Annotated in this window: 21 protein-coding genes; 12 read left to right on the plus strand and 9 right to left on the minus strand. The window is 45.2% G+C overall.

The genetic code is table 11. The annotated features are described in order from the left end of the window. Positions 1-35 precede the first annotated feature (35 nt). The 5 genes from M5J74_RS14970 to M5J74_RS14985 form a co-directional block, all read right to left on the minus strand. Positions 36-572: a Dps family protein gene (locus M5J74_RS14970; protein WP_015154884.1), complete on the minus strand. Its 537-nt coding sequence runs from the start codon at positions 570-572 to the stop codon at positions 36-38. Between the two features lie 206 nt (positions 573-778). Next, the gene (locus M5J74_RS32755; RefSeq protein ID WP_256498078.1) at positions 779-901 is read right to left on the minus strand and encodes a hypothetical protein; all 123 of its coding nucleotides are present in this window, start codon (positions 899-901) and stop codon (positions 779-781) included. Between the two features lie 7 nt (positions 902-908). Continuing rightward, positions 909-1619 carry a helix-turn-helix domain-containing protein gene (locus tag M5J74_RS14975; RefSeq protein WP_199755643.1) on the minus strand — a complete coding sequence of 237 codons (711 nt, stop codon included), beginning with the start codon at positions 1617-1619 and terminating at the stop codon, positions 909-911. Between the two features lie 79 nt (positions 1620-1698). Beyond that, on the minus strand, positions 1699-2265 hold the full coding sequence (gene dps / locus M5J74_RS14980) for a DNA starvation/stationary phase protection protein Dps (RefSeq protein WP_250012156.1): 567 nt from the start codon (positions 2263-2265) through the stop codon (positions 1699-1701). A 165-nt stretch (positions 2266-2430) separates the two neighbouring features. Beyond that, the gene (locus tag M5J74_RS14985) at positions 2431-2694 is read right to left on the minus strand and encodes a ParB N-terminal domain-containing protein (RefSeq protein WP_250012158.1); all 264 of its coding nucleotides are present in this window, start codon (positions 2692-2694) and stop codon (positions 2431-2433) included. A gap of 158 nt (positions 2695-2852) precedes the next feature. Here M5J74_RS14985 and M5J74_RS14990 point away from each other — a divergent pair, with 158 nt between their 5' ends. Then, entirely contained in the window at positions 2853-4553 is a 1701-nt protein-coding gene (locus M5J74_RS14990; protein ID WP_015154888.1) for a SpoIID/LytB domain-containing protein, read from the plus strand. A 29-nt stretch (positions 4554-4582) separates the two neighbouring features. Here the strand turns inward: M5J74_RS14990 and M5J74_RS14995 are convergent, their stop codons facing one another. Further along, a complete protein-coding gene (locus M5J74_RS14995) occupies positions 4583-4882 on the minus strand; it encodes a ferredoxin (RefSeq protein WP_015154889.1) in 300 nt (99 codons plus the stop codon). Positions 4883-5592: 710 nt separating this feature from the next. Here M5J74_RS14995 and M5J74_RS15000 point away from each other — a divergent pair. The 6 genes from M5J74_RS15000 to M5J74_RS15020 all read left to right on the plus strand — a co-directional run bounded on the left by M5J74_RS15000 (position 5593) and on the right by M5J74_RS15020 (position 12551). Next, a complete protein-coding gene (locus tag M5J74_RS15000; RefSeq protein WP_015154890.1) occupies positions 5593-6456 on the plus strand; it encodes a Tab2/Atab2 family RNA-binding protein in 864 nt (287 codons plus the stop codon). Beyond that, positions 6426-6560, plus strand: a complete 135-nt coding sequence (locus tag M5J74_RS32760; protein WP_256498079.1) for a hypothetical protein — start codon at positions 6426-6428, stop codon at positions 6558-6560. The genes M5J74_RS15000 and M5J74_RS32760 overlap by 31 nt, the downstream gene beginning before the upstream one ends. 87 nt (positions 6561-6647) lie before the next feature. Continuing rightward, positions 6648-7955, plus strand: coding sequence for a TldD/PmbA family protein (locus tag M5J74_RS15005; protein WP_015154891.1), 1308 nt, complete (start codon positions 6648-6650; stop codon positions 7953-7955). Between the two features lie 80 nt (positions 7956-8035). Next, entirely contained in the window at positions 8036-8623 is a 588-nt protein-coding gene (locus M5J74_RS15010; RefSeq protein WP_015154892.1) for a GDSL-type esterase/lipase family protein, read from the plus strand. 167 nt (positions 8624-8790) lie between these two features. Beyond that, complete coding sequence (locus tag M5J74_RS15015) at positions 8791-11445, plus strand: chloride channel protein (RefSeq protein WP_250012160.1); 2655 nt, start codon at positions 8791-8793, stop codon at positions 11443-11445. A gap of 143 nt (positions 11446-11588) precedes the next feature. Continuing rightward, a complete protein-coding gene (locus M5J74_RS15020) occupies positions 11589-12551 on the plus strand; it encodes a WD40 repeat domain-containing protein (RefSeq protein WP_250012162.1) in 963 nt (320 codons plus the stop codon). A gap of 29 nt (positions 12552-12580) precedes the next feature. Here M5J74_RS15020 and M5J74_RS15025 read toward each other — a convergent pair whose 3' ends face one another. The 3 genes from M5J74_RS15025 to lpdA all read right to left on the minus strand — a co-directional run bounded on the left by M5J74_RS15025 (position 12581) and on the right by lpdA (position 15479). Further along, positions 12581-12838: a DUF5340 domain-containing protein gene (locus M5J74_RS15025; protein WP_106169363.1), complete on the minus strand. Its 258-nt coding sequence runs from the start codon at positions 12836-12838 to the stop codon at positions 12581-12583. Positions 12839-13017: 179 nt separating this feature from the next. Continuing rightward, a complete protein-coding gene (gene trpC, locus M5J74_RS15030; protein WP_015154895.1) occupies positions 13018-13899 on the minus strand; it encodes an indole-3-glycerol phosphate synthase TrpC in 882 nt (293 codons plus the stop codon). Between the two features lie 149 nt (positions 13900-14048). Continuing rightward, positions 14049-15479: a dihydrolipoyl dehydrogenase gene (gene lpdA, locus M5J74_RS15035; protein WP_015154896.1), complete on the minus strand. Its 1431-nt coding sequence runs from the start codon at positions 15477-15479 to the stop codon at positions 14049-14051. Positions 15480-15813: 334 nt separating this feature from the next. Between lpdA and M5J74_RS15040 the strand changes: the two genes are divergently transcribed. The 5 genes from M5J74_RS15040 to M5J74_RS15060 all read left to right on the plus strand — a co-directional run bounded on the left by M5J74_RS15040 (position 15814) and on the right by M5J74_RS15060 (position 21318). Beyond that, the gene (locus M5J74_RS15040; protein ID WP_250012164.1) at positions 15814-16572 is read left to right on the plus strand and encodes a hypothetical protein; all 759 of its coding nucleotides are present in this window, start codon (positions 15814-15816) and stop codon (positions 16570-16572) included. 11 nt (positions 16573-16583) lie between these two features. Next, positions 16584-16910: a helix-turn-helix transcriptional regulator gene (locus tag M5J74_RS15045; protein ID WP_250012165.1), complete on the plus strand. Its 327-nt coding sequence runs from the start codon at positions 16584-16586 to the stop codon at positions 16908-16910. Positions 16911-16937: 27 nt separating this feature from the next. Next, positions 16938-19580, plus strand: a complete 2643-nt coding sequence (locus M5J74_RS15050; protein ID WP_250012167.1) for a TonB-dependent siderophore receptor — start codon at positions 16938-16940, stop codon at positions 19578-19580. Between the two features lie 146 nt (positions 19581-19726). Next, positions 19727-20137, plus strand: coding sequence for an endonuclease domain-containing protein (locus M5J74_RS15055; RefSeq protein ID WP_250012169.1), 411 nt, complete (start codon positions 19727-19729; stop codon positions 20135-20137). 14 nt (positions 20138-20151) lie between these two features. Next, positions 20152-21318 carry a PepSY domain-containing protein gene (locus M5J74_RS15060; RefSeq protein WP_250012170.1) on the plus strand — a complete coding sequence of 389 codons (1167 nt, stop codon included), beginning with the start codon at positions 20152-20154 and terminating at the stop codon, positions 21316-21318. The last annotated feature ends 180 nt before the right edge of the window (positions 21319-21498 follow it).

Consider the following 21498-nt stretch of genomic DNA (forward strand, 5'->3'; position numbering starts at 1 on the left):
TGCCTTTTTTACTCACAAACTATAGCTAAATCCAACTAACGCATAGCAGGGACTTTATCTAATTCCGACTTCTTACCATCTGCTTGCAGTGCTTCACCTTCAATGAAGGAACGTAGCATCCAAGCCATTTCTTCGTGACCTTCCATCAAACCAGTCAAGAAGTCAGCCGTACCTTCGTCATGAAACTCTTCAGAACATTTGTCGATATGTTCGCGCAGGTTACGAATGATTAGCTCATGATCGTCTACCAACTGAGCTACCATTTCAGTTGCTAGGGGTACATTATCAGCTTGCTCTTGGATAGAAGCATACTCTACAAAGCCTTTTGCTGTACCTACAGGAAAACCACCTAAGGCACGAACTCGTTCAGCCACAGAATCAATGGTTTCTGTCAAGGTTTGATATTGTTCTTCCCATAACTCATGCAGAGAACGGAACTGGGGACCAACAACATCCCAATGGAATTTTTTAGTTTTGATCAGTAGCAGATAGGAATTCGCTAGATCTTTGTTCAACAATTCGATTACGCCTGTGCGTTGTTCTTCAGATAAACCGATGTTTAGCTTACGCATAATGTATTATTGTCTGCTCTCTTACTCCTCTTCTAGTGCAACAAATTAACCCCAGTCTGGGCATCAGCCATAGGGGAGATTATGTAATCGTCCTTCTGATAAGGCTTTGAGCTACTTAGGAACAGTTATCAGTTATCAGTTGTCAGTAAGAGCGTGAAGAAAAAGGGTGTAGAAGTGGCTAGTGACTAGTGGCTAGTGGCTAGTGGCTATAGTTTCTCCCTTGTCTCCCTTGTCTCCCCCCTCTCCCTTGTCTCCCTTGTCTCCCTTGTCTCCCTTGTCCCCCTTGTCTCCCTTGTCTCCCTTGCCTCCCTTCCCCCCTTGCCCCTCACTCACTCCTTACATTGGGTTGACCTTGGCTCGATAGAGCAGCTTTTCACCTTGGCGATAGCCCGTGTAACGCACGATGACTGTTTCACCTGACTGGGCGCTACCTGATAGTAGTTGATGTAGTTGGGGATCGTATTTTACTTCAGCCCCAACAGGCGCGATCGCTTCTACATCCCATTGTTGCAATAATTGCTCGATTGGTTTTACCAATGGTAACAGTTTGACTGCTGCTAAATCTGGGTTTTCCTTAGCTTTTTGGGCGGCTGTGGGCCATTGCAACAACCAAGATTCGATCGCCTGTAAACTGGCTAATTGAAATTCTTTTCTAAGTTCCTGTTTTTGTTTGGCTAGTTCTGCTTGCAAGCGATCGTATTCTCTTTTTAATTCGGCAATTGGTGGTGAATTCTCATGGGGTGCTACTTTAACATTAGGCGCGATCGCCGAGAAAGTAGCAATTAGCTCCCACAATGATACCCCTAACGCTTGACTGAGCTTGAGTAAAACATCTACCCGCATTTGCTCGATCTCTCCCCGCCGCAGCTTGCGAATTTGTTTTTCAGATACCCTTGCTTGTTGGGAAAGTGTCTTATAACTGGAAACACCCACCCGCTGCATCATTTGCTGCAACGCATGGGTGTAATCTTGACTTGACGAGAGTTGATGTTGAATCAATTTTGAGCAATGGGTAGGCGATCGGCTATATGCGATTATGCCACTCATGGCTCCCGTACGGGCGGGTTTAATTGCAGAATTATTGACTCTAGTACAGGGGGTCTCCAAAAAAAACCGCCCCTACAAATTATTTAACGGCAACTGGTTGTTTCGTAGCAGCTCCATCTTGTTCTGTCAACCGTCCAGTTGGTTGCAAATGTGCTTCTAGGAACCACAACCGCATATCGATAGTACGGGAGACTTCTACGTACATATCGTTGGTGTCTGCGTCGTTGACTTCCCCAGTTTTATCGATCGCTTCTCGTAGGTGCTTGCCATAGATTGCTAAGCGGTCTGCTAAAGCTGCAACGTGATCTTCTCCACTGTTGATCTCGTAAGGATACTCTGGCAATATCGAAAACTGGGCAGCAGCGCGAGTTGTTCCTACTGCATAGCCACCAAGAGCTGTAATCCTTTCGGCGAACAGGTCAATATATCCTTCAACCTCAGTAGCAATCTCATCAAATAATTCATGCAGTTGAAAGAAATCTGTCCCCTTCACGTTCCAGTGTGCCTGCTTCAACTGAGTTTTCAAATCGGTGGTAGCAGCCAGGGTTTGATTAAGTAGCTCTACCACTTGCAAGCGAGTGTCGGTCGGAAGATCGATGCGAGTGGGGTATAAGCGACGTTGATGTTGTTGATAATTGGTACTCATATGCCTCTACTCAGTGGTTTACTCGATTTTCTTAGCTTAGAGCGATATTGCTCTAGGAAGGTACTTCACAATTCAATTTTTAATTTCTCGTTCAGCATTTAGCGATCGGGAGTATTTCACTAACTACTCTTCATTGATAACTGGTTACTAGTCACTGGTCACTGATTAAGCCATGTGCATCTTCAGAACTGCACGGGGAGCCTTGCGCACTCTGGCAAGGATTGTTTCTTTCCCCAAACGCTGACAAGCTTCGTAGCGATGGCAGCCAGAGAAACCGTAGTATTGTCCTTCCACTTCCAGTACGTCAATTGGCTCTTGCTGTCCGATCTGTTGAATTGACTCCATCAGTGCTTTAACCTTCTGCTGGTCGTTCTCCCGTGGCAAAGGTCGCCGAATCTGATTCAAGGGAATCTCTTGTACTTTTGTCATGTCTATCGCTTTGCATCACCTCTTTCTAAATCATACTCGTTATGACTTTATTATGCAACATATATTTGCACTTCTGCTGCAACTCAACTAAAGAGAGATAAATTTGATGGAGAAACTAGGTTAGATCTATCAGACATCGCACCTACACGTTTATACCAATGGAAAGAAATATTTTTAAGTCAAAAGTTAAAAGTCAAAGGTCAAAAGTCAAAGGTCAAAAGTTGAAAGTTAAAAGAATATATTCAAGTTCTCCCTCAGCTCCCTCAGCTCTCTTCTACGGCGTACTGACGATCGCCTGCTGGATGGGATTGGCTACTGCAACTTTGGCAGCGCGGGGTGAAGAGACACAACTCAAAGTTGGCGTGGTGCAGCGCTTTGGAGATGAACTGACAGATGAATTGACGCTGCAAGCAACACCAGGCGATCGCCTCCAGCTCAAATTTAGCAGCCGAACTCAAACTCAAAATAAAACAGTGCGACCGCAGGAAACTCAGCTCAGCGCCAACAATGTCAAATTAGTAGTGCAGATGCAAACTTTAGTAACACCCGTATTGCAAGAGCGGGTAGTTCTTAGCACTCACCGTAGCTTTGAGACTGCGGAAGACGCGGCAAAGCAATGGCGTGCCTTAGGGATTGAGACAGAAATTGCTCAGCCGGAACAATGGCAAGTGTGGGCAAAACGCCAAGTTTACAACACACCGTTTCTGCGTCGCATGTTGCTCAGTAGCGTTCAACTTCAAGGTAAGAAAACTGCACATTTAGACAGCCGCATTTTGCAGCAAGTGCCGATTGTAAGTTGGGAAGTCAACGGTAATCGTTATAGTAGCGATCGCCTGGAAGTGAGTACAAATAAAAATTTAATCCAAGTTCGCCAAGGCAAAGAAGACAAATATGGAATTCCCTTTGCCGGAAAATTGCAACTGCAACCGAATGCCTACGGGACTTATACCTTAGTCAACGACGTGCCTCTTGAAACCTATTTACGGGGAGTCGTACCCCACGAAATTGGCAGAAATGTACCTTACGCCGCGATCGAAGCGCAAACCATTATTGCTCGAACGTATGCCTTACGGAATTTGCGCCGTTTTGCGATCGACGGGTACGAACTGAGCGCCGATACTCATTGTCAAGTTTATGTGGGCTTAAAAGATACCGATCGTAATGCAGACAGAGCAATTTTAGCAACTAGAAATAAGGTGCTAACTTATAACAACGAGTTAGTTGACGCACTCTATTCTTCTACAACAGGTGGAGTAACGGCTGTTTTTAGCGATGTTTGGAATGGCTCAGATAAACCTTATCTAAAATCTTTGGTAGATTCCGCGTACAGCGTTTGGAATTTATCGCGTCAGAGCCTTGCCGATGAAAACAACTTTCAACGTTTTATCAACATGCAGCGAGGATTCAACGAAGCGGGAACGCGGCTGTTTCGCTGGCGTAGAGAAAGCAGTATCGAGCAACTTACCCAAGACTTGCAGAAATTTTTAACCAAGAATCGCAGTCCGCTGGCTAACTTCAGCAGCATTCAACAAATACAAGTGGCGCAGCGATCGCCTGGAGGTAGAATTATCAAACTCGCCGTTCAAACCGATCGCGGTAATATTTTTCTAGAAAAAGATGAAATTCGCAGTGCTTTTTCTGCACCGAGAAGCACTCTATTTTATTTAGAACCCTTACACGACCAAACCAAAGGAGAAAATGCCCTCCAAGGCTATGCTTTTGTCGGTGGTGGCTTAGGACATGGAGTTGGTCTTAGCCAAACAGGTGCAAGTGGTTTGGCTAAACAGGGGTGGAAGAGCGATCGCATCCTCAACTTTTACTATCCTGGGACGCAAATTAGGGAGTGGAGAATAGAGTAAGGGCAAGGCAATGCCTTGCCCTTACAAACTTAGTAAAGTTCTTCTTCTTTGTGTGTTTCAATCGTACAGTCAGAAGTAGGATATGCTACGCAGGTTAGTACGTAGCCGCCTTCGATCTGATCGTCATCCAAGAAAGATTGGTCGGACTGGTCTACAGTTCCAGAGACCATTTTGCCCGCACAGGTAGAGCAAGCACCAGCACGACAGGAATATGGTAAATCTAACCCAGCTTCTTCAGCTGCGTCCAGAATATAGGTATCGTCATCCACATCAATCGTGGTATTTAGCCCTTCTGCCTCGTTGATTAATGTGACTTTGTAAGTTGCCATTTAGTTGTCCTCTTTATAGACGGCAGGATAAAATAAGGTATCCCTGTCCTCTCAACGAGTCGCCCTCCAAATTGGCGATCGCGGGAGGAAGATCGCAGCTCTTTAGTCTGAGCGTGGGCGGACAGAAAGTCGAGACGAAACGCCTCTTTCTATCACTTTTCAGCAACCATGCGTTGGTCGCTCCCATACCCTAAGAGATCGCGTTCGCGACCTGAAATTTGGCACGACCGCACCTGCTCCTCACCAAGGCAAGGAACTCGTTGAATATCCCAAAATCTAGCTTTGGGATGCGTCAAACAGTACGGGTTGCTGCTAAACAGCTTTGCCGCGTTTATTCGATCACATCTCTGATACTACGAGAAAAATTCTCGCTTGTAACGCCGATCCAAGCCTGATTAGTAAAGGAATTTAGTTGTTGCAAACTAATAAGTAATGCTTATAAATAAAGACGACTCATTCCTAAATATATAAAGCACTCTTATAGTTAATATTTTTTTAATAATCAATTCTGTATCAGTTAACAGGGAGCAGGGAGTAGGGAGTAGGGAGTAGGGGAAAGAGAGCAGAGGGGCTTTAGATGTATAGGGGCAGAGGAGAAATTACTAATAACTGGTCGCTGATAACTGACTCACCACTCACTACTGACTAATAAGTGTCAGAAAACGTGTATGTTGATGTTAGGTGAAGTAAAGAAATCGTAATGATAGTTCATGGGTAGCATTTGGGAGATAGATTTCTACTCCCGTCCAATCTTGGATGAGAACCAAAAGAAAGTTTGGGAGGTTGTGGTGTGCGAGAGTCCTTTGGATACGCGCACCGATCCCACTCGCCTGTTTCGGTATGCCCAGTATTGTCCCAGCACCCAAGTGAATTCTGCTTGGTTGCGGACGGCATTACAAGAGGCAATGGCAAAAGCTGGAACTGCACCTACGAAGTTTCGCTTTTTCCGTCGCCAGATGAATAATATGATTACTAAAGCTTGTAAAGATTTGGGCATTCCAGCCCAACCAAGTCGCCGCACTCTGGCGCTACTGCAATTGCTAAAAGAACGGATGGATGAAGTTTATCCGCAAGAGCCGGGATATCAACCTACACCAAATCCATCTGTCAAGATGGAATCATCTCCACCACAGCGCTTACCAGATGCGCTAACCGGACAGCAGTGGGCGTTTGTGAATCTGGAAGCAACGGCTTTGGCTGATATGGATGAGTGGGAAATTGCTTTTGGAGAGGCATTTCCTTTACAGATGGTGGGTTTATCACCAGAAACAACAATTCCAGGGCTGTTGATTTTCTCAGAAAGAGCCTTACCGCTAGCGGGATGGATGTCTGGACTCGAATTAGCTTTTATCAGGGTGGAAACTAGTCCAGTAGCACGATTGCTGCTAGAAACTGGTGCTAGCGAGAGTTGGATCTTGGCTAATCTTAAGAATCCGCAAACTGTAGCAGAAGCTCAAGCTTTTGTCAGCGCTAAGCAACAAGCTAATGGCGTACATTTTATTGCCGTGCAGTCCAACCCACAAACCGAGTCGTTCGCCGGTTTTTGGCTGTTACAAGAAGTCTCTATACCGTAATTGAGGGGATAAGGGAGACAAGGGAGACAAGGGAGACAAGGGAGACAAGGGAGACAAGGGAGACAAGGGAGAGAATACCACCAACTCCACACCCTACACCCTAAACCCCACACCCCTTCCAGAGTGCACCACTCACCACGTACCACTCTCTTTCCCGACTCCCGACTCCCGACTCCCGACTCCCTAGAATTATGAATTACGAATTACAAAAAGATAACTTAGCAGAACGACTGTTGGAGCTAGCTGCTAAATGTGGGGCAGAGGCAGCGGAAGTGTATCAGGCGCGATCTCAATCTCGACCTGTCTTTTTTGAAGCTAACCGCCTCAAGCAACTAGAAAGCGCCCAGACAGAGGGGACGGCTTTGCGCTTGTGGCGCGATGGTCGTCCAGGGCTAGCAGTTGCTTACGGTTCTGTATCACCTGAGGCGCTAGTCGGTTCAGCCCTTGCTCTGAGCGAACTCAACGAACCCGAACCGATCGAACTTGGTAGTCACTCCCAGACGATCTATCCCAATGTAGGGCAACCGATCGGAGTCGAACAGCTGATCGATTGGGGAAAAGAGGCGATCGCCCAAATCCGCGATGATTTTCCTGAAGTCATGGTGAGTGCTGAGTGGGATTGTGAAATGGAGACAACCCGCTTGGTCAATTCCCTGGGGCTAGATTGCCACTACACCGATACGACACTCAGTTGTTACTTATCAGCAGAGTGGGTACGAGGTGACGATTTTTTAAGCGTATCTGACGGACAAACTCAGCGCGATCGCCTCCAACCAGAGGAAGTAGTCCGACAAATCTTACAACGGCTGGCTTGGGCAAAGGCAAATGTTGCGCCCTCCACAGGGCGTATTCCAGTTTTATTTACCTCCAAGGCGGCTGATATGTTATGGGGAACGATACAAGCGGCTTTGAATGGTAAGCGAGTTTTAGAAACAGCTTCCCCTTGGGCAGAACGCCTTGGTCAGTCCGTGATGGCTAAAGCTTTGACGATATATCAAGACCCAGAAGCAGGACCATTTAGCTGTCCGTTTGACGATGAAGGGACTCCTACCCAACACCGCGTATTCGTTCAAAATGGAGTTCTACAAAATTTTTATTGCGATCGCACCACAGGTAGACAGTTAGGCACTACTACCACCGGAAACGGTTTTCGCCCAGGCTTAGGTAGCTATCCGACACCTGGGTTATTTAATTTATTAATAGAACCTGGAACGAAATCTTTGTCAGATTTGATTAACTTATTAGATAACGGACTGATTGTGGATCAAATGTTAGGTGGTGGCGGTAGTATTTCGGGTGATTTTTCGATCAATATCGATCTCGGCTATCGAGTCAAAAACGGTCAAATTATCGGTCGCGTCAAAGACACGATGGTTGCAGGTAACATCTACAGCGCCGTCAAACAGCTAGTTGCCCTCGGTAGCGATGCCGATTGGAACGGTTCGTGTTACACTCCATCCCTGATTTTAGAAGGGTTGTCAGTGACGGGAAGGGGTTGACAGTGACCAGTGACCAGTGACCAGTGACCAGTGACCAGTGACCAGATCGGCTAATATTCACAAATGACAAATGACCGCTTATGCGTATCTGTTTTATTGGTGACTCTTTTGTTAATGGCACAGGAGATCCTGAGTGTCTCGGTTGGACGGGAAGAATTTGTGTTGCTGCCCAAAAACAAGGATATGACGTTACTTATTACAATTTAGGAGTTAGAAGAGAAACTAGTGCTGATATTAAAGCGCGGTGGTTGCAGGAAGTTTCTTGCCGCTTAAGTCCAGCAGATGATGGTAGAGTTGTGTTTTCTTTTGGAACAAATGATACGACTATAGAAACTGATAAAACTCGTATAGATTTTGTTGAATCTACAGAAAATACTCGCCAAATTTTACAGGTAGCTAGACAAAAATTTCCGGTTTTGATGGTTGGAGCGCCTCCCATAATCGATGCAGAGCAAAATGCTAGAACTGCTCGTTTGTTGGAACAATTCGAGCAAATTTGTTTAGCAACGAATATTCATTATTTAGATATTTTCGCACCTCTGCAAAAATCGCAGACTTGGTTACAAGAAGTAGCAGATTATGACGGCGCTCATCCCCGTGCTGCTGGTTATCAAGAGATTGCTAATTTAGTTCAAAATTGGTCGGGATGGCAGTCTTGGCTTACTTGATGGATTGCCGATCGCGCAACTATTTAGAAAACCTTTAAAGATTTTGTCTCAAATTATGACGAATTGTGGCATCCTGTAGCAAATGATGTGTGGCTAATAGATAGCGAGCAATACTTGCCCTACAGTTACATATTTCCTAGCCTTCTGCCTCTAGACTCTAGCCCCTGATGCCTGCCCTCCGCCAATACTTGCGCCACTGGATGCGTCCCCGCCGCACCAGCGCGATCGCCGAAGCTTGTTTAATTGGTTTAGTCGCCGCTTTATCTGCGGTATTGCTAAAAGCCGGTTCTGGCTGGTTTGGAGCAATGCGAGTCCATCAATCTAACCTGTTTCCAGCCTGGATTTTGCTGCCATCTTTTGGTCTGACTTTTGGGTATTTGTCTGGTTTGCTGGTGGAACGGTTAGCCCCAGAAGCAAGCGGTAGCGGTATTCCTCACGTTAAAGCAGTACTTGCCAACGCTGCGACAGACATATCATGGCGGACTGCTGGGGTCAAGTTACTCGCTTCAACATTAGCAATTGGTTCGGGGTTGACCATAGGCAGACAAGGACCAACCGTGCATATAGGTGCAGCCTTAGCCGCCCAATTTAGCCGTTGGGTTCCCACATCTCCCGACCATCGCCGCCAGATGATTGCCGCAGGTGCAGGTGCGGGATTAGCTGCTGCTTTTAATGCCCCCATTACGGGGGTTTTGTTTGTGGTTGAAGAATTACTCCGCGATTTGTCTAGTTTGACTTTAGGAACGGCAATTCTCGCTTCGTTTATCGGTGCGGTCGTGTCGCGGATTTTAGGTGGTCGCAGCCTGGATTTGAGTTTGGTATTGACTGCCCACTCAACTTCATTCTCGTTAATTGAACTGCCATTTTTCTTGTTACTGGGGATCTTGGCAGGGTTACTAGGTTCTCTGTTTCATCGTGGCATCATTGCGAGTTTAAAATTTTATCGCCAGTTGCACGTTAGCTTATCCCTACGGATTGCCTTAGCTGGGTTAATTTCCGGTATTGCGATCGCCCTTTTACCTCCTACCTTTCGCGATAATAGTGGTTTGAGGGAATTTCTGATTACTGGAGATGCCAGTTTAGAATTAGCCGCGATCGCCTTTGTCGCGCAGTTTATCCTCACTTTAGTTGCTTTTGGTTCGGGTGCGCCAGGAGGATTATTTGCCCCTAGTCTGATTATCGGTTCGGCTTTGGGTTATTTAGTCGGGTTGACAGAAACTCAATTATTAGGTATCGGTTCTCCCGCCACATATGCTTTAGCGGGGATGGGGGCATTTTTTAGCGTCGTCTCTAAAGTCCCGATTACGGCGATCGCGATCGTGTTTGAGATGACGACCGATTTTAACTTAGTCTTACCGTTAATGATCGGCTCAGTAACGGCGTACCTCATTGCCGAACGATTAGCACCTGGATCGCTCTACGATAAGATTTTGCAACTCAACGGGATTAACTTAGAATCAGCAGCCACACCCAAGGGCTTTCTGGCTGAGTTAACAGCAGAAGACGTGATGCAGCGCCGGGTAGAAACTTTAGGAGCGCAGATGACGCTAGATGAGGCAGTACAGGCGTTTTCTCGCTCCCACCATCGCGGCTTTCCCGTCGTCGATAATAGTAAGTTAGTCGGAATTATCACCCAAACCGATTTAGCCAAAATTCGCGATCGCCCCTTACCTGGAGATACTCCAATTAGCGAGGTGATGACTCCCCAACCCGTCACTGTCAGTCCTCACGCAACTCTCGCCCATGTCTTGTATTTGCTCGATCGCTACCAACTCAGCCGCTTACCCGTAGTGGAAAATCGGCGAATGGTGGGCATTATTACCCGTGCCGATATTATCCGCGTTGAAGCCGACAAACTCAACGGCGAGACAGAACAGACAGGTCCCCGTCCTGAACCATCTTATATAGTCTATCAAACGCGATCGCCCAGTACTGGACGTGGCAGAATTTTAGTGCCGATCGCTAACCCCCAAACGGCAGAATTATTGTTACAAATGGCTGCGGCAATTGCCCGCGATCGCGATTACGAATTAGAGTGCATTCAAGTTATTCTCGTCTCTCGCCGCAGTTCCCCCGCTGAAACTTCCGTGCAGACGGGAAAAAGCCGCAAGTTACTCCGTCAAGCCGAGGTGATAGCGAAAAAGCAAAAAATCCCCGTTCATACTCAAATTCGGGTAGCTCACGACACTGCTCAAGCAATATTAGAGACAATTAAAGAACAACACATCGATATTTTGTTGATGGGATGGAAAGGTAACACCATCACTCCTGGGCGAATTTTTGGCAATGTTGTAGACACCCTGATCCGTCAAGCACCCTGCGATGTTGTATTGGTTAAATTTGGTGAAGAGTCAGGAGTCGGTAGGGGCGGGTTTCCAAACCCGCCCGTACGGGAGTCGGAATTCCGAATTCCAAATTACGATCGTTGGCTAGTCCCGATGGCGGGTGGTCCCAATGCGAAAGTAGCGATTAAACTTTTACCACCGCTAGTTTCTCTGGGAGAAGAACCGGAGATTCATCTGTGTCAGGTGTTTGAATCCAAAGAAGCAAAACCCGATTTGAGCGTTTTGCAACAAGCAATTCGTTACTTAGTTAAATATCGACAATTATCAGGCAAAGTGACCGCTGTACCAGTCGTATCGAGTTCTGTTGCGGATGGCTTAATTAATTTAGTTAAGTCTGAAGATTTTGATGTTGTGGTGTTGGGTGCAAGTCGAGAAGGGATGTTGCAAAATGCGATTAAAGGTAATATTCCTGCTCAAATTGCTAATCGGGTAGATAGTACGGTGATTTTGGTACGCGGTGAAATTGATAGTAAGTAGGTTGAATTTACCTAATATGTCAATTCATCATGACTAAGACGGAGAAGATCCCCCAACCCCCCTTATTAAGGGGGCTAGCAGAGATTGAATCTATGCAAAAATAAATAGAATTGGTATTTCTAAATATTCATACAAAAATTTGAATGATAGGTAATTTACAGCGCTTCAAAAAATTTACTCTTTCTCATACTTGGGATACCACATGGTATATCGAAACAATGGCTCTCAGTCCTGATGGCACAATTTTGGCTTATAGCGAATTTGATGACTGGACTTTTGATGATTCAGGTGTTAGCGTATATGACTTAAAAACAGGAAGATCAATTTGCTACTTCGATACTGGAGATGGCTTGTCATATGTTTGTCCGATCGCTATCAGTCCAAATAAAAGAAACATTTTTTGGAATACGGGTTATGAAATTGTAGTAGGAGACATAATCACAAAAAAAGAGATACACGTATTCCAAGATAGCGCTGGTTCAATCACCGTTAGTCCTGATGGACAAACTCTTGTTTGTTTCTCACCCGAAATTGCCAAGATGTTTGATGTAGAAACGGGACAAACAATCTCTATTATTACATCTCCTTCAGAAGCAGAAAAATTTATTGCTACTAGCTCAGATGGAGAAATTATTATCAGTCAGTTAAATAACACGATCGCATTGTATAATTTACGTTCTAGACAGCAAATTTCTCGTCTTACGATAACGCTACGAGATTTAAAAACAGGCAAAGAACTACGTAGTTTTAAAGCGCTGACAAAACCATTTAAAGCTCTAACTCTTACTCCTGATAAGCAAACTCTTATTACTATTAATTCCAACGATACAATTACGCATTGGAACGCTAATACAGGAAAGGAAATTAATACATTTGAATGGCGCTGGCATTCAGTAAGAGCTATAAGCTCAGATAGCTCAGTAATGGTTACTTCTGGTAAAAATGGTATTATTATCTGGGATTTATCTAGCGGAAAGAAGCTGCACGTCCTTCCAAAAGATGAAGTACATTCTCTAGTTATCAGCGCTAACAATCAAACGATCGCTTATATTAAACCTCGCGGCGGATATGGCGGTTATTTTGTCAAAGTTTGGCAAGCGCTTTAGAGGTCTTGAGCTGACTTTACAAAGTCAAATTATGAAACTGTAGAATGTTCTGTAGTAGCTAGCTCAGATTCGCTTTGATTTATAGACCAACGAAACTCATAATCTACATGAGCTTGCTGACAACTGGCTTCTAGTTGCTTTTGTTGAGCCGCAGCTTTACGTAAAGAAATAATCAATTGTTGCACTTGCTCTGCTAAAAGAGGATCTTGCCTAACAATAGGTAATGTTTGCTGTTCTAATAACTGCAATACGGCTTCGTAGTGAATTGGAGAAGGAAGGGGAATCATAAGTTAATTCCTAATTCGTAATTCGTAATTCGTAACTTGGAAAGAGGAGAAAGATAGGAGGAATCCTCTTCTACTACCTTTATCTTTCCCATCTTTTACTCACGATTCACTAGTTAAAAGTCAAAAGTTAAAAGTCAAAAGTCAAAAGTGTTTTACACGCACCACACACCACGCATCACTCATCCTAACAGGGAAGCGATCGCATTCCCTGGTTCTGGCTGCTTGACTAAAGACTCGCCAACTAGCACTGCTGCTGCACCTGCTTGAGTGACTACAGCTACATCGGCTGGCGCGTGAATTCCCGACTCGCTGACAACTAAAATATCTCGTTGTTTTAATTGTGGCTGACGTGCGGTTAATAGTTGGCTAGTTGTTTGCAAATCGACAGAAAAGTTTTCCAGATTGCGATTATTGATACCTATCAAAGTTACGCCATCCAAAGCCAAAACGCGATCGAGTTCTTCTAGAGTATGGACTTCAATTAAGGCAGCTAACTTCAAGGCTTTAGCAATTTTAATGAAATATTGTAAATCGCGATCGCTCAAAATTGCAGCAATCAACAACACCGCATCAGCACCCCGTAACCGTGCTAGATACATCTGGTAAGGATAGATAATAAAATCCTTACACAACAAAGGTACATCTACCGCAGCGCGAATCTGTTCTAAATAATCGAAACTGCCTTGAAAGAATTTACTATCTGTCAGTACCGAAATACAGCTAGCATTACCTTGCTGATAGGAGAGCGCGATCGCGACTGGATCGAAATCTTCTCGCAATACGCCTTTACTAGGAGAAGCTTTTTTCACCTCAGCAATTACTGCTGGAGAAGTCTTACCTTGACGTAAAGCAGCTATAAAATCGCGAGTTGGGGGTGCAGTTAAGGCTTGCTTTTGTAACTCTACTAGCGGTAGTTTTTCCCGCAAGCGATCGACTTCAATCTCTTTGTGCCACACAATTTCTTCTAAAATATGCTGCGGCTTTGCACCTGGAACTGATACCTGATAGCTCAAATAACTAATCTCAATAGACGGATTTGGCGGACGACGACGGATTTGCATCACTAGGGAGTAGGGAGTAGGGAGTAGGGAGTCGTAGGGGCGGGTTTTGACCAAAAATTTCTAGTTTTGGCTGTGAATCTATCTGCTAAACCCGCCCTTACAAGAGTCGCGTTTGCGCGGAAGTCGGAAGTATTTCACGCACCACGCAATTAAGCATGAACTGCCCGTTTGTACGCTTCATCCAAGACTTCGGACAGGGTAGGATGGGCGTGAACGAGGAAGGCGAGGGAGTGGACGGATTGACGATTGGCGATCGCGGCTGAGGCTTCGTGGATTAAGTCGGAGGCGTGGGAACCGATGATGTGGACTCCCAAGACTTCCCCCGTATCTTGACGGTAGACGACTTTGGCAATTCCATCTGCATCGCCGTCTGCTAGCGCCTTGGAGTTGCCTTTAAAGTATGTTTTGGCGGTTTTGATGGTAAATCCTTCCGCTTCTCCTAATTCCTTTGCTGCGGTTTCTGTCATCCCAACATAGCTAATTTCGGGGTGGGTGAAGGCGGCGGCGGGAATGCTGCGATAATCAATTTGACGCTGGCGATCGCAAATATTTTCGACTGCGACAATTCCTTGAGCGGATGCTGCATGAGCTAACATCATTTTCCCTGTCGCGTCGCCAATTGCCCACAAATGAGGTACGGGTTCGCCGCCAGATAATACAGCCATACTGTCATTAACGGGAATATAACCACGGCGATCGAGTTCTGCGCCTACAGATTCTAGACCTAAATCCTTTGTGGCGGGAATGCGTCCGGTGGCAACTAAGCAGCCGTCTACTTCCAGCGTATCGACATATTCTTTCGTTTTAAAATTCGCCAGTTCGATGACAACTGGGGAACCTGGGATGACTTTCTTGGCGTAAATGCCTACATAAGTTTCAATGTCGCGGGGAGTAATTAAAACTCGTTCGGCAATTTTAGCAATATCGCGATCGAACCCTGGCATTAATTGGTCTAGGGCTTCAATCATGGTAATTTCGCAGCCTAAAGCCGAGTAAACATCGGAAAATTCTAAGCCGATGTAGCCGCTACCAATAATTGCTACCCACTGAGGTAAGGATTCCAACTTAACTGCTTGGTCGCTGGTAAATACAGTTTTGCCATCAATTTCAATTCCTGGGGGAACGAAGGGTATGGAACCAGGGGCAAGGATAATATCTTTAGCAGTAATCGTTTTGTCGCCGCTATCGCTAGTCACCGTGACTTTCTGCTGTCCCGCAACTTTTCCCCTACCGCGAATCGTGTCAACTCCCACACGCTTGAGACTATTTGTCAAGTCGCCTTGCAACTTGCTAACTAAATTTAACGCATGATTGGCGATCGCCTGACGGTCGAACCCAACATTTTCTACCTGAATACCCAGTGCTTTTAAATGGTGTGCGTCGCGCAATTCCCGCACTCGTCCCGATGCTGCCAACAGTGCTTTAGAGGGAATGCAACCGCGATTGACACAGGTTCCGCCCATATCAGCTGCTTCAATGATGGCTGTCTTTAAGCCACAACTGACGGCGTGTAAGGCAGCTCCATGTCCGCCTACCCCAGCGCCAATAATTACTAAATCGTAATCGAATCCCTGACTCACTGAAGTCTCCTCGTGCTTGTTGCTTTTCTTATTCTCTGATTGAGATAGGTTTTAGTGCAAGTTTCTAGGGCAAGAAGGTAGGAGTTGGTAGTTGGTAGTTGGTAGTTGCTCCCCAGACTTCTCACTCTCCCTCAGTCCCCCTTGTCTCCCTTGTCTCCCTTGTCTTTCTCTAGCCCCTTCTTCTGATTTGCTTAAGTTGTCAGCGAACTGCTTAGTACTACAATGTCCTATTAAGAATTTTTATTAATAGTTGCAAAACGAGTTGTAAAAGTGTCTGCGGCATTTTGAGCAACACAGCGACATTGGGGCATTGAGATATTCGGGCATGGGGATAATGGAGTCACTTACTGAAGTAGAATTTGACGAATGGTGTCATGAAACTCTGGTAAAAGAGGAAACTTACTGCGATCGCAATGGATTCGATGTCATTTCCAGGCGACAACATAGTTTTGGCGAACATTACACTCGGTTTGTGGAATTCCGTTCTGAAATGGAATTAGAAATTTGGGAAGGCAACATTTACCGCGATGAGAGCGTGTTAGGACAGCATGAGGAGTTAATGCCCTTGGTATCGAAGTTTTATCTTTCGGGCAGTCATCACGTTCTTACCCCTGGTATCAAAGAAATTCCCGACGATTATGTTGAAAGTGGCGGACAACATTATCTACTTTATTTACCAAACATAGATGAAATCGAACAGTGGTCGGCAGGCGATCGCGTGAAACAGATCCGCATACAATTTCCGCTTGATTGGTTGCGAACTTATAGCAAAGAGCTGGATTCATTACCAATAACATTGCGATCGCTCCTCGATCGACCTAATCCACCGCGATTTCATCAATCAGGTGGGGGTATAACTCCCGCCATGCTGAGAGTATTACGACAAATTGACGATGCTCCATATTCGGGTGCAATCAAGCGAATTTATCTCGAAAGCAAGGTTTTAGAACTTTTAGCACTGCAATTCAACCAGTTAGCAGAAAACGAACGCGCGATCCATCCTCTCAGTAGTCTCAAACCCGTTGAAATCGATCGCGTTTATCAAGCACGAGATATTTTAATCAAACAGCTAGACGATCCCCATCTCTACTAGACTTAGCAAGAATGGTAGGGTTGAGCGATCGCAAGCTCAGACGCGGTTTCCGAGATATCTTTGGTACTACCGTATTTGGCTACTTGCATGACTATCGCATGGAACAGGCACGATTGCTACTTTCTGTCAATAAAATGCGGGTAGCAGATGTAGCGCAGACAGTTGGTTATTCTCATTTAGGACACTTCATCGCCTCATTCAAACGCAAGTTTGGTATTACCCCCAAGAATGCCAGATGGGAAAAAAGCCAAGTGCCGCTTTTGGGATATAAAATTGCCGCTCTACTGATATGGACATGGGATTTGAGATTCCGTAGGCTAATGCTACGGCATTACTGAGAATCATTTTTTATTGGTGTGAGTGAGATGAAGGCACTGTGTTCCTGTTTATTGGGTTTTCAACTACTTAATTTAAGAGTTTTGGCAACAACTCTGGTATTACTTGTTGCACCGCCAGCTTTGGCAGAAGCGGTTAACGTCGTCGAATCTAGAGATGCTAATCCTCTAGCATCCTTACAGGGGGGTATTTTGATAGCACAACAAAGTAGCATTACTCAAGTGACTGCGGTGCAACTGCAACAAACAGATAAAAGACTGGAAATTATTTTAGAAACAGCAGATGGGAGATCGCTACAAGTCTTTCCTACTAGCTTCAGTAAAACCTTTGTTGCTAATATTCCCAACGCTCAACTCGCACAAGGTAAAACTTTTCGTCAAGAAAACCCCATATCGGGAATTGCGTCTATTGCAGTGACTCAGCAGGGGACGAATAGTATTCGAGTCACGGTGACGGGAACCAGAGATTTACCCAAGGTGGAAGTGGGAAGAAGTAATGGTAGATTAAACTTTAGTCTCACTCCCCTAGGAGTCTCGACAGCACAACAACCGACACCACCAGAAGTACCCCCATCTGTAAAGCCTGAAAGCGCAACAGAGCCAGAGGCAACAGCACCAGATGCAGATGATGTTACCCCAGAAGGTGCAACCCAACAGCCACCAGCAACGGCTGAGGGAGATGAGGAACAAGAAATCGTGGTGACAGGCGATCGAGAAGGATATAGCGTTCCAGATGCCTCAACTGCAACCAAGACAGATACGCCACTGCGAGACATCCCAGCGAACATTCGGGTAATTCCCCAACAGGTGATAGAAGACCAAGGAGTTGTTCGCATCGAAGAAGCGGTGCGTAACGTTAGTGGTGTTAACTATTCGGAAGACTTCGGCGCTCAAGGTGTAGAGTTCAATGCAAGAGGTTTCACTGTCAATCAGTTCAAAAATGGTTTAGAGGAAGGATTTGCTACTCGCTCTATCCCTGAAACAGCAAATATCGAACGGATTGAAGTGTTGAAAGGACCAGCTTCAGTGCTGTTTGGACAAGCACAACCTGGCGGACTCATCAACCTGGTGACAAAAAGACCACTGCCCGATCCCTTCTACAAAGTCGAGTTTACGGCAGGAAGCTATGACTTTTATCGCCCCACCCTAGATTTTTCCGGTCCGCTCAACTCAGATAAAACTTTAGCTTATCGGCTGAACGTCGCCTATGAAAATGCCGAGAGCTTTCGCGATCGCGTGGAAACAGAGCGGTTTTTCATTGCCCCTGTACTCACTTGGCAAATCGGATCTAACACCACCCTAACGCTAGAAGGTGAATATTTTCACGACAAGCGACCGATTGACCGAGGGTTAATCGCCGTTGGTGACGAGCCAGCCGATATTCCCCTCACCCGTTTTTTGGGCGATCCCCGCCGTCGCTTCGAGGTTGAGGAACACCGAGCCTATCTCTATCTGGATCATCGATTCAATCAAAGCTTGTCACTACGCAACGCCTTGCGGTTCACTAGAACTAAAAAAATCTACAGATCCCTAGAATCTAGCGGTGGATTAGAATTCGGAGAACAACTTTTGCCTCTTTTCGGTTCTTTCGGTCGCGAGTTTTACGAAACTTACACGCTACAAACTGACTTAATTGGCAAGTTTAATACTGGTACAGTCGCGCACACGGTTTTGCTTGGTCTAGAACTTGTAAGACAGACTGGAATCTATTTCGATAATCAGGACGCTCAAGATGCTGCTATTGTTGATATTTTTAACCCAAGCTACGACTTTCCCCCAATCGACTTTCAAGACCAACCTGGTAGCGATGGCAATACTAGGGCGAACACGATTGGAGTTTATCTGCAAGACCAGATTACGTTGCTAGACAACCTCAAACTCGTGCTAGGAGGTAGGTTTGATAGCTACGACTCTGAGGATCGCTACAGCGATTCCTCTTCCAACACCAGCTCCGAAGCCAGCGAATTTTCGCCACGAGCAGGGATTGTTTACCAACCGAGTGAAACTGTTTCCCTCTATGCTAACTATAGTCGCGCTTTCGTGCCGCAGAGTGGCAGAATTACTGGTGGCGGTGCTGCTAAACCAGAGCGCGGCACTCAGTACGAAGTGGGTGTAAAAGCCGACTTTTTGGATAATCGCCTTTCCTCCACTCTAGCAGCCTATGAAATTACTAAAAGTAACGTCCTCACGGAAGATCCCAGCGATCCCGATTTTTCGATTCAGGTAGGAGAACAACGCAGTCGCGGAATTGAGTTTGATGTCGCTGGGGAAATTGTCCCTGGTTGGAATGTTATTGCTTCCTATGCCTACACTGATGCTGAAATTACAGAAGATAACACCTATGCAGTAGGTAATCGCCTCGATAACGTTCCTTTCAATACTGCTAGCCTGTGGACAACTTACAGAATCCAGAAAGGCTCTTTGGAAGGATTGGGATTTGGTGCAGGTATCTTTTATGTTGACAGTCGCCAGGGAGATTTAGATAACTCGTTTGAAGTGCCTAGTTACACTCGCGTTGATGCTGCTATTTACTACGAAAAAGATAACTTCAAAGCCGCATTGAATTTCAAAAACTTGCTTGATGTCGAATACTTTGTGGGGGTGCAGAACAGAAGAAATGTTCCCCCTGGTGCGCCTTTCACTGTACAAGGAACAGTTTCGTGGGAGTTTTAAATCCTTATCCTACTCCCTCCCCTTTGCAAGGGGAGGGCAGGGGAGGGTAAAGGGAAAACTAAGTGAAATAGTTCTGAGAAATAGCTATGACGAAACTCTACAACAAAACGTCCGAACAAGAGAAAAGGCGATCGCTTCGCAAAAATATGCCGCTAGCTGAAAAGATGATTTGGTCAAAACTTAGGTGTCAGCAGATTGACAACTGTAAATTTCGTAGACAATACAGCATTGATGCATTTGTAATTGATTTTTATTCAACCGAATTTAAACTAGCTATAGAAATTGATGGAGATAGTCATTACCAAGACGGAGTACCGAATTATGATCGCGAAAGGCAAGTTTTTCTTGAAGCAACGGGCGCTAAAGTTTTGCGATTTACTAATCGAGAGGTTGATGAGAATTTGAATCAGGTATTGGAGGTTGTTTCACAGGCGATTCGCCAATTGCGGAAGTATCCCCTCCCCAACCCTCCCCTTGCAAAGGGGAGGGAGCTAGAGAGCAGCTCTCTGGGTGTCAAGGGGAGGGAAAAAAAGGAGTTATTAACACGAATATCTTAATAAAAGCAATTACCATGAATTCTAAAAAACTACGCAATACAGTATTTATCTTGCATCGATATCTTGGTTTAGTCTTAGGATTGGTGCTGATTATTGTTGGTTTAACAGGTAGTTTATTAGTTTTTCAACATGAAATTAGCGACTTCATCCTACACCAACAAATAGAAAAAATTACTCCTCAAGGACGCTCGTTACCCATTGCCACAATTCTAGAGCGCGTCCAAACACATTACGCTCAACAACCAGATATTACAGCACGACGGGTTTATCTTCCCGCAACTTCTGACGAACCAATAAATATTTATCTCAAAAGTAAAACTGATGAATGGGCAATAGTCTATGTTAACCCTTATACGGGGGCAGTTTTGGGAGATAGTTTATCTGGACAAGACATCTGGCAGCGATTTTTAACGAAGGTTTACGAACTTCACTACGCTCTTTTAGCAGGCGATTTTGGGATTAAACTTGTTGGTGTAGTTGGTTTACTAACGTGCATTCTGATTATTACAGGTATATTTCTTTGGTCGGGTTGGCGTAAGTTAATCGCAGGTTTTAAAATCAAGTGGAACGCTCACCCGAAGCGAGTTAGTTTTGACATTCACAAAGTTGCAGGTATTGTTACAGCTATCTTCTTATTTCTTACTTTTTTTACGGGATTTTGTTGGAATTTGGGTAAAATTGCGCGACCGATTATATACGCTGTCACCTTCAGTTCCATGCCTGCTGATGATGCTAAGTCATCTCCTGTAGCTAATAAATCTCCTTTGCCATTTAGCGATCGCTTTCTGGAAGTAGCTGATGCAGCTTTACCAGAATTTCGGACTATCTATGTTGCCCTACCCGCAGATAGTGACGAACCAAATGGTGCTTTTATAATTCGCAAAAGTTCGTCACCTCACAGCAATATCTGGGACAGCAGTGTTTTCATCGATTCCTACAGTGGAAAAATTTTGCGGGTGGACAATGGGTTAACTGCATCGTTAGGAACTAAGCTTGAGAATGCTTTCGGACCACTGCACTACGGTACTTTCTGGGGATTGCCAAGCCGTATCCTTTACGTATTTGTCGGTCTTGCGCCGCTAATTTTATTCATTACTGGCTTTACGATGTATCGATACCGATATCGGGCAAAATCCGATCGCACGACAAAAATCAGAGACTTCACCACTACAGGGAAATGAGTAAGGTTTTTAACTTCTGACTTTTGCGCCAACGTAACTTCCGACTTTTTCAAGTATGAGCTACCTCAAAGACATCACCGTGTATTTCTGGCAAATTGGTAACGTGATGAGTTGAGAGGAATACATAGAAATCCTATCTCATCTCAGGAAGTATTTAGTTGTTTTTGGACTTTAGATTTG

The organism is Chroococcidiopsis sp. CCNUC1, from assembly GCF_023546805.1.
Classification (GTDB): domain Bacteria; phylum Cyanobacteriota; class Cyanobacteriia; order Cyanobacteriales; family Chroococcidiopsidaceae; genus Chroococcidiopsis; species Chroococcidiopsis thermalis.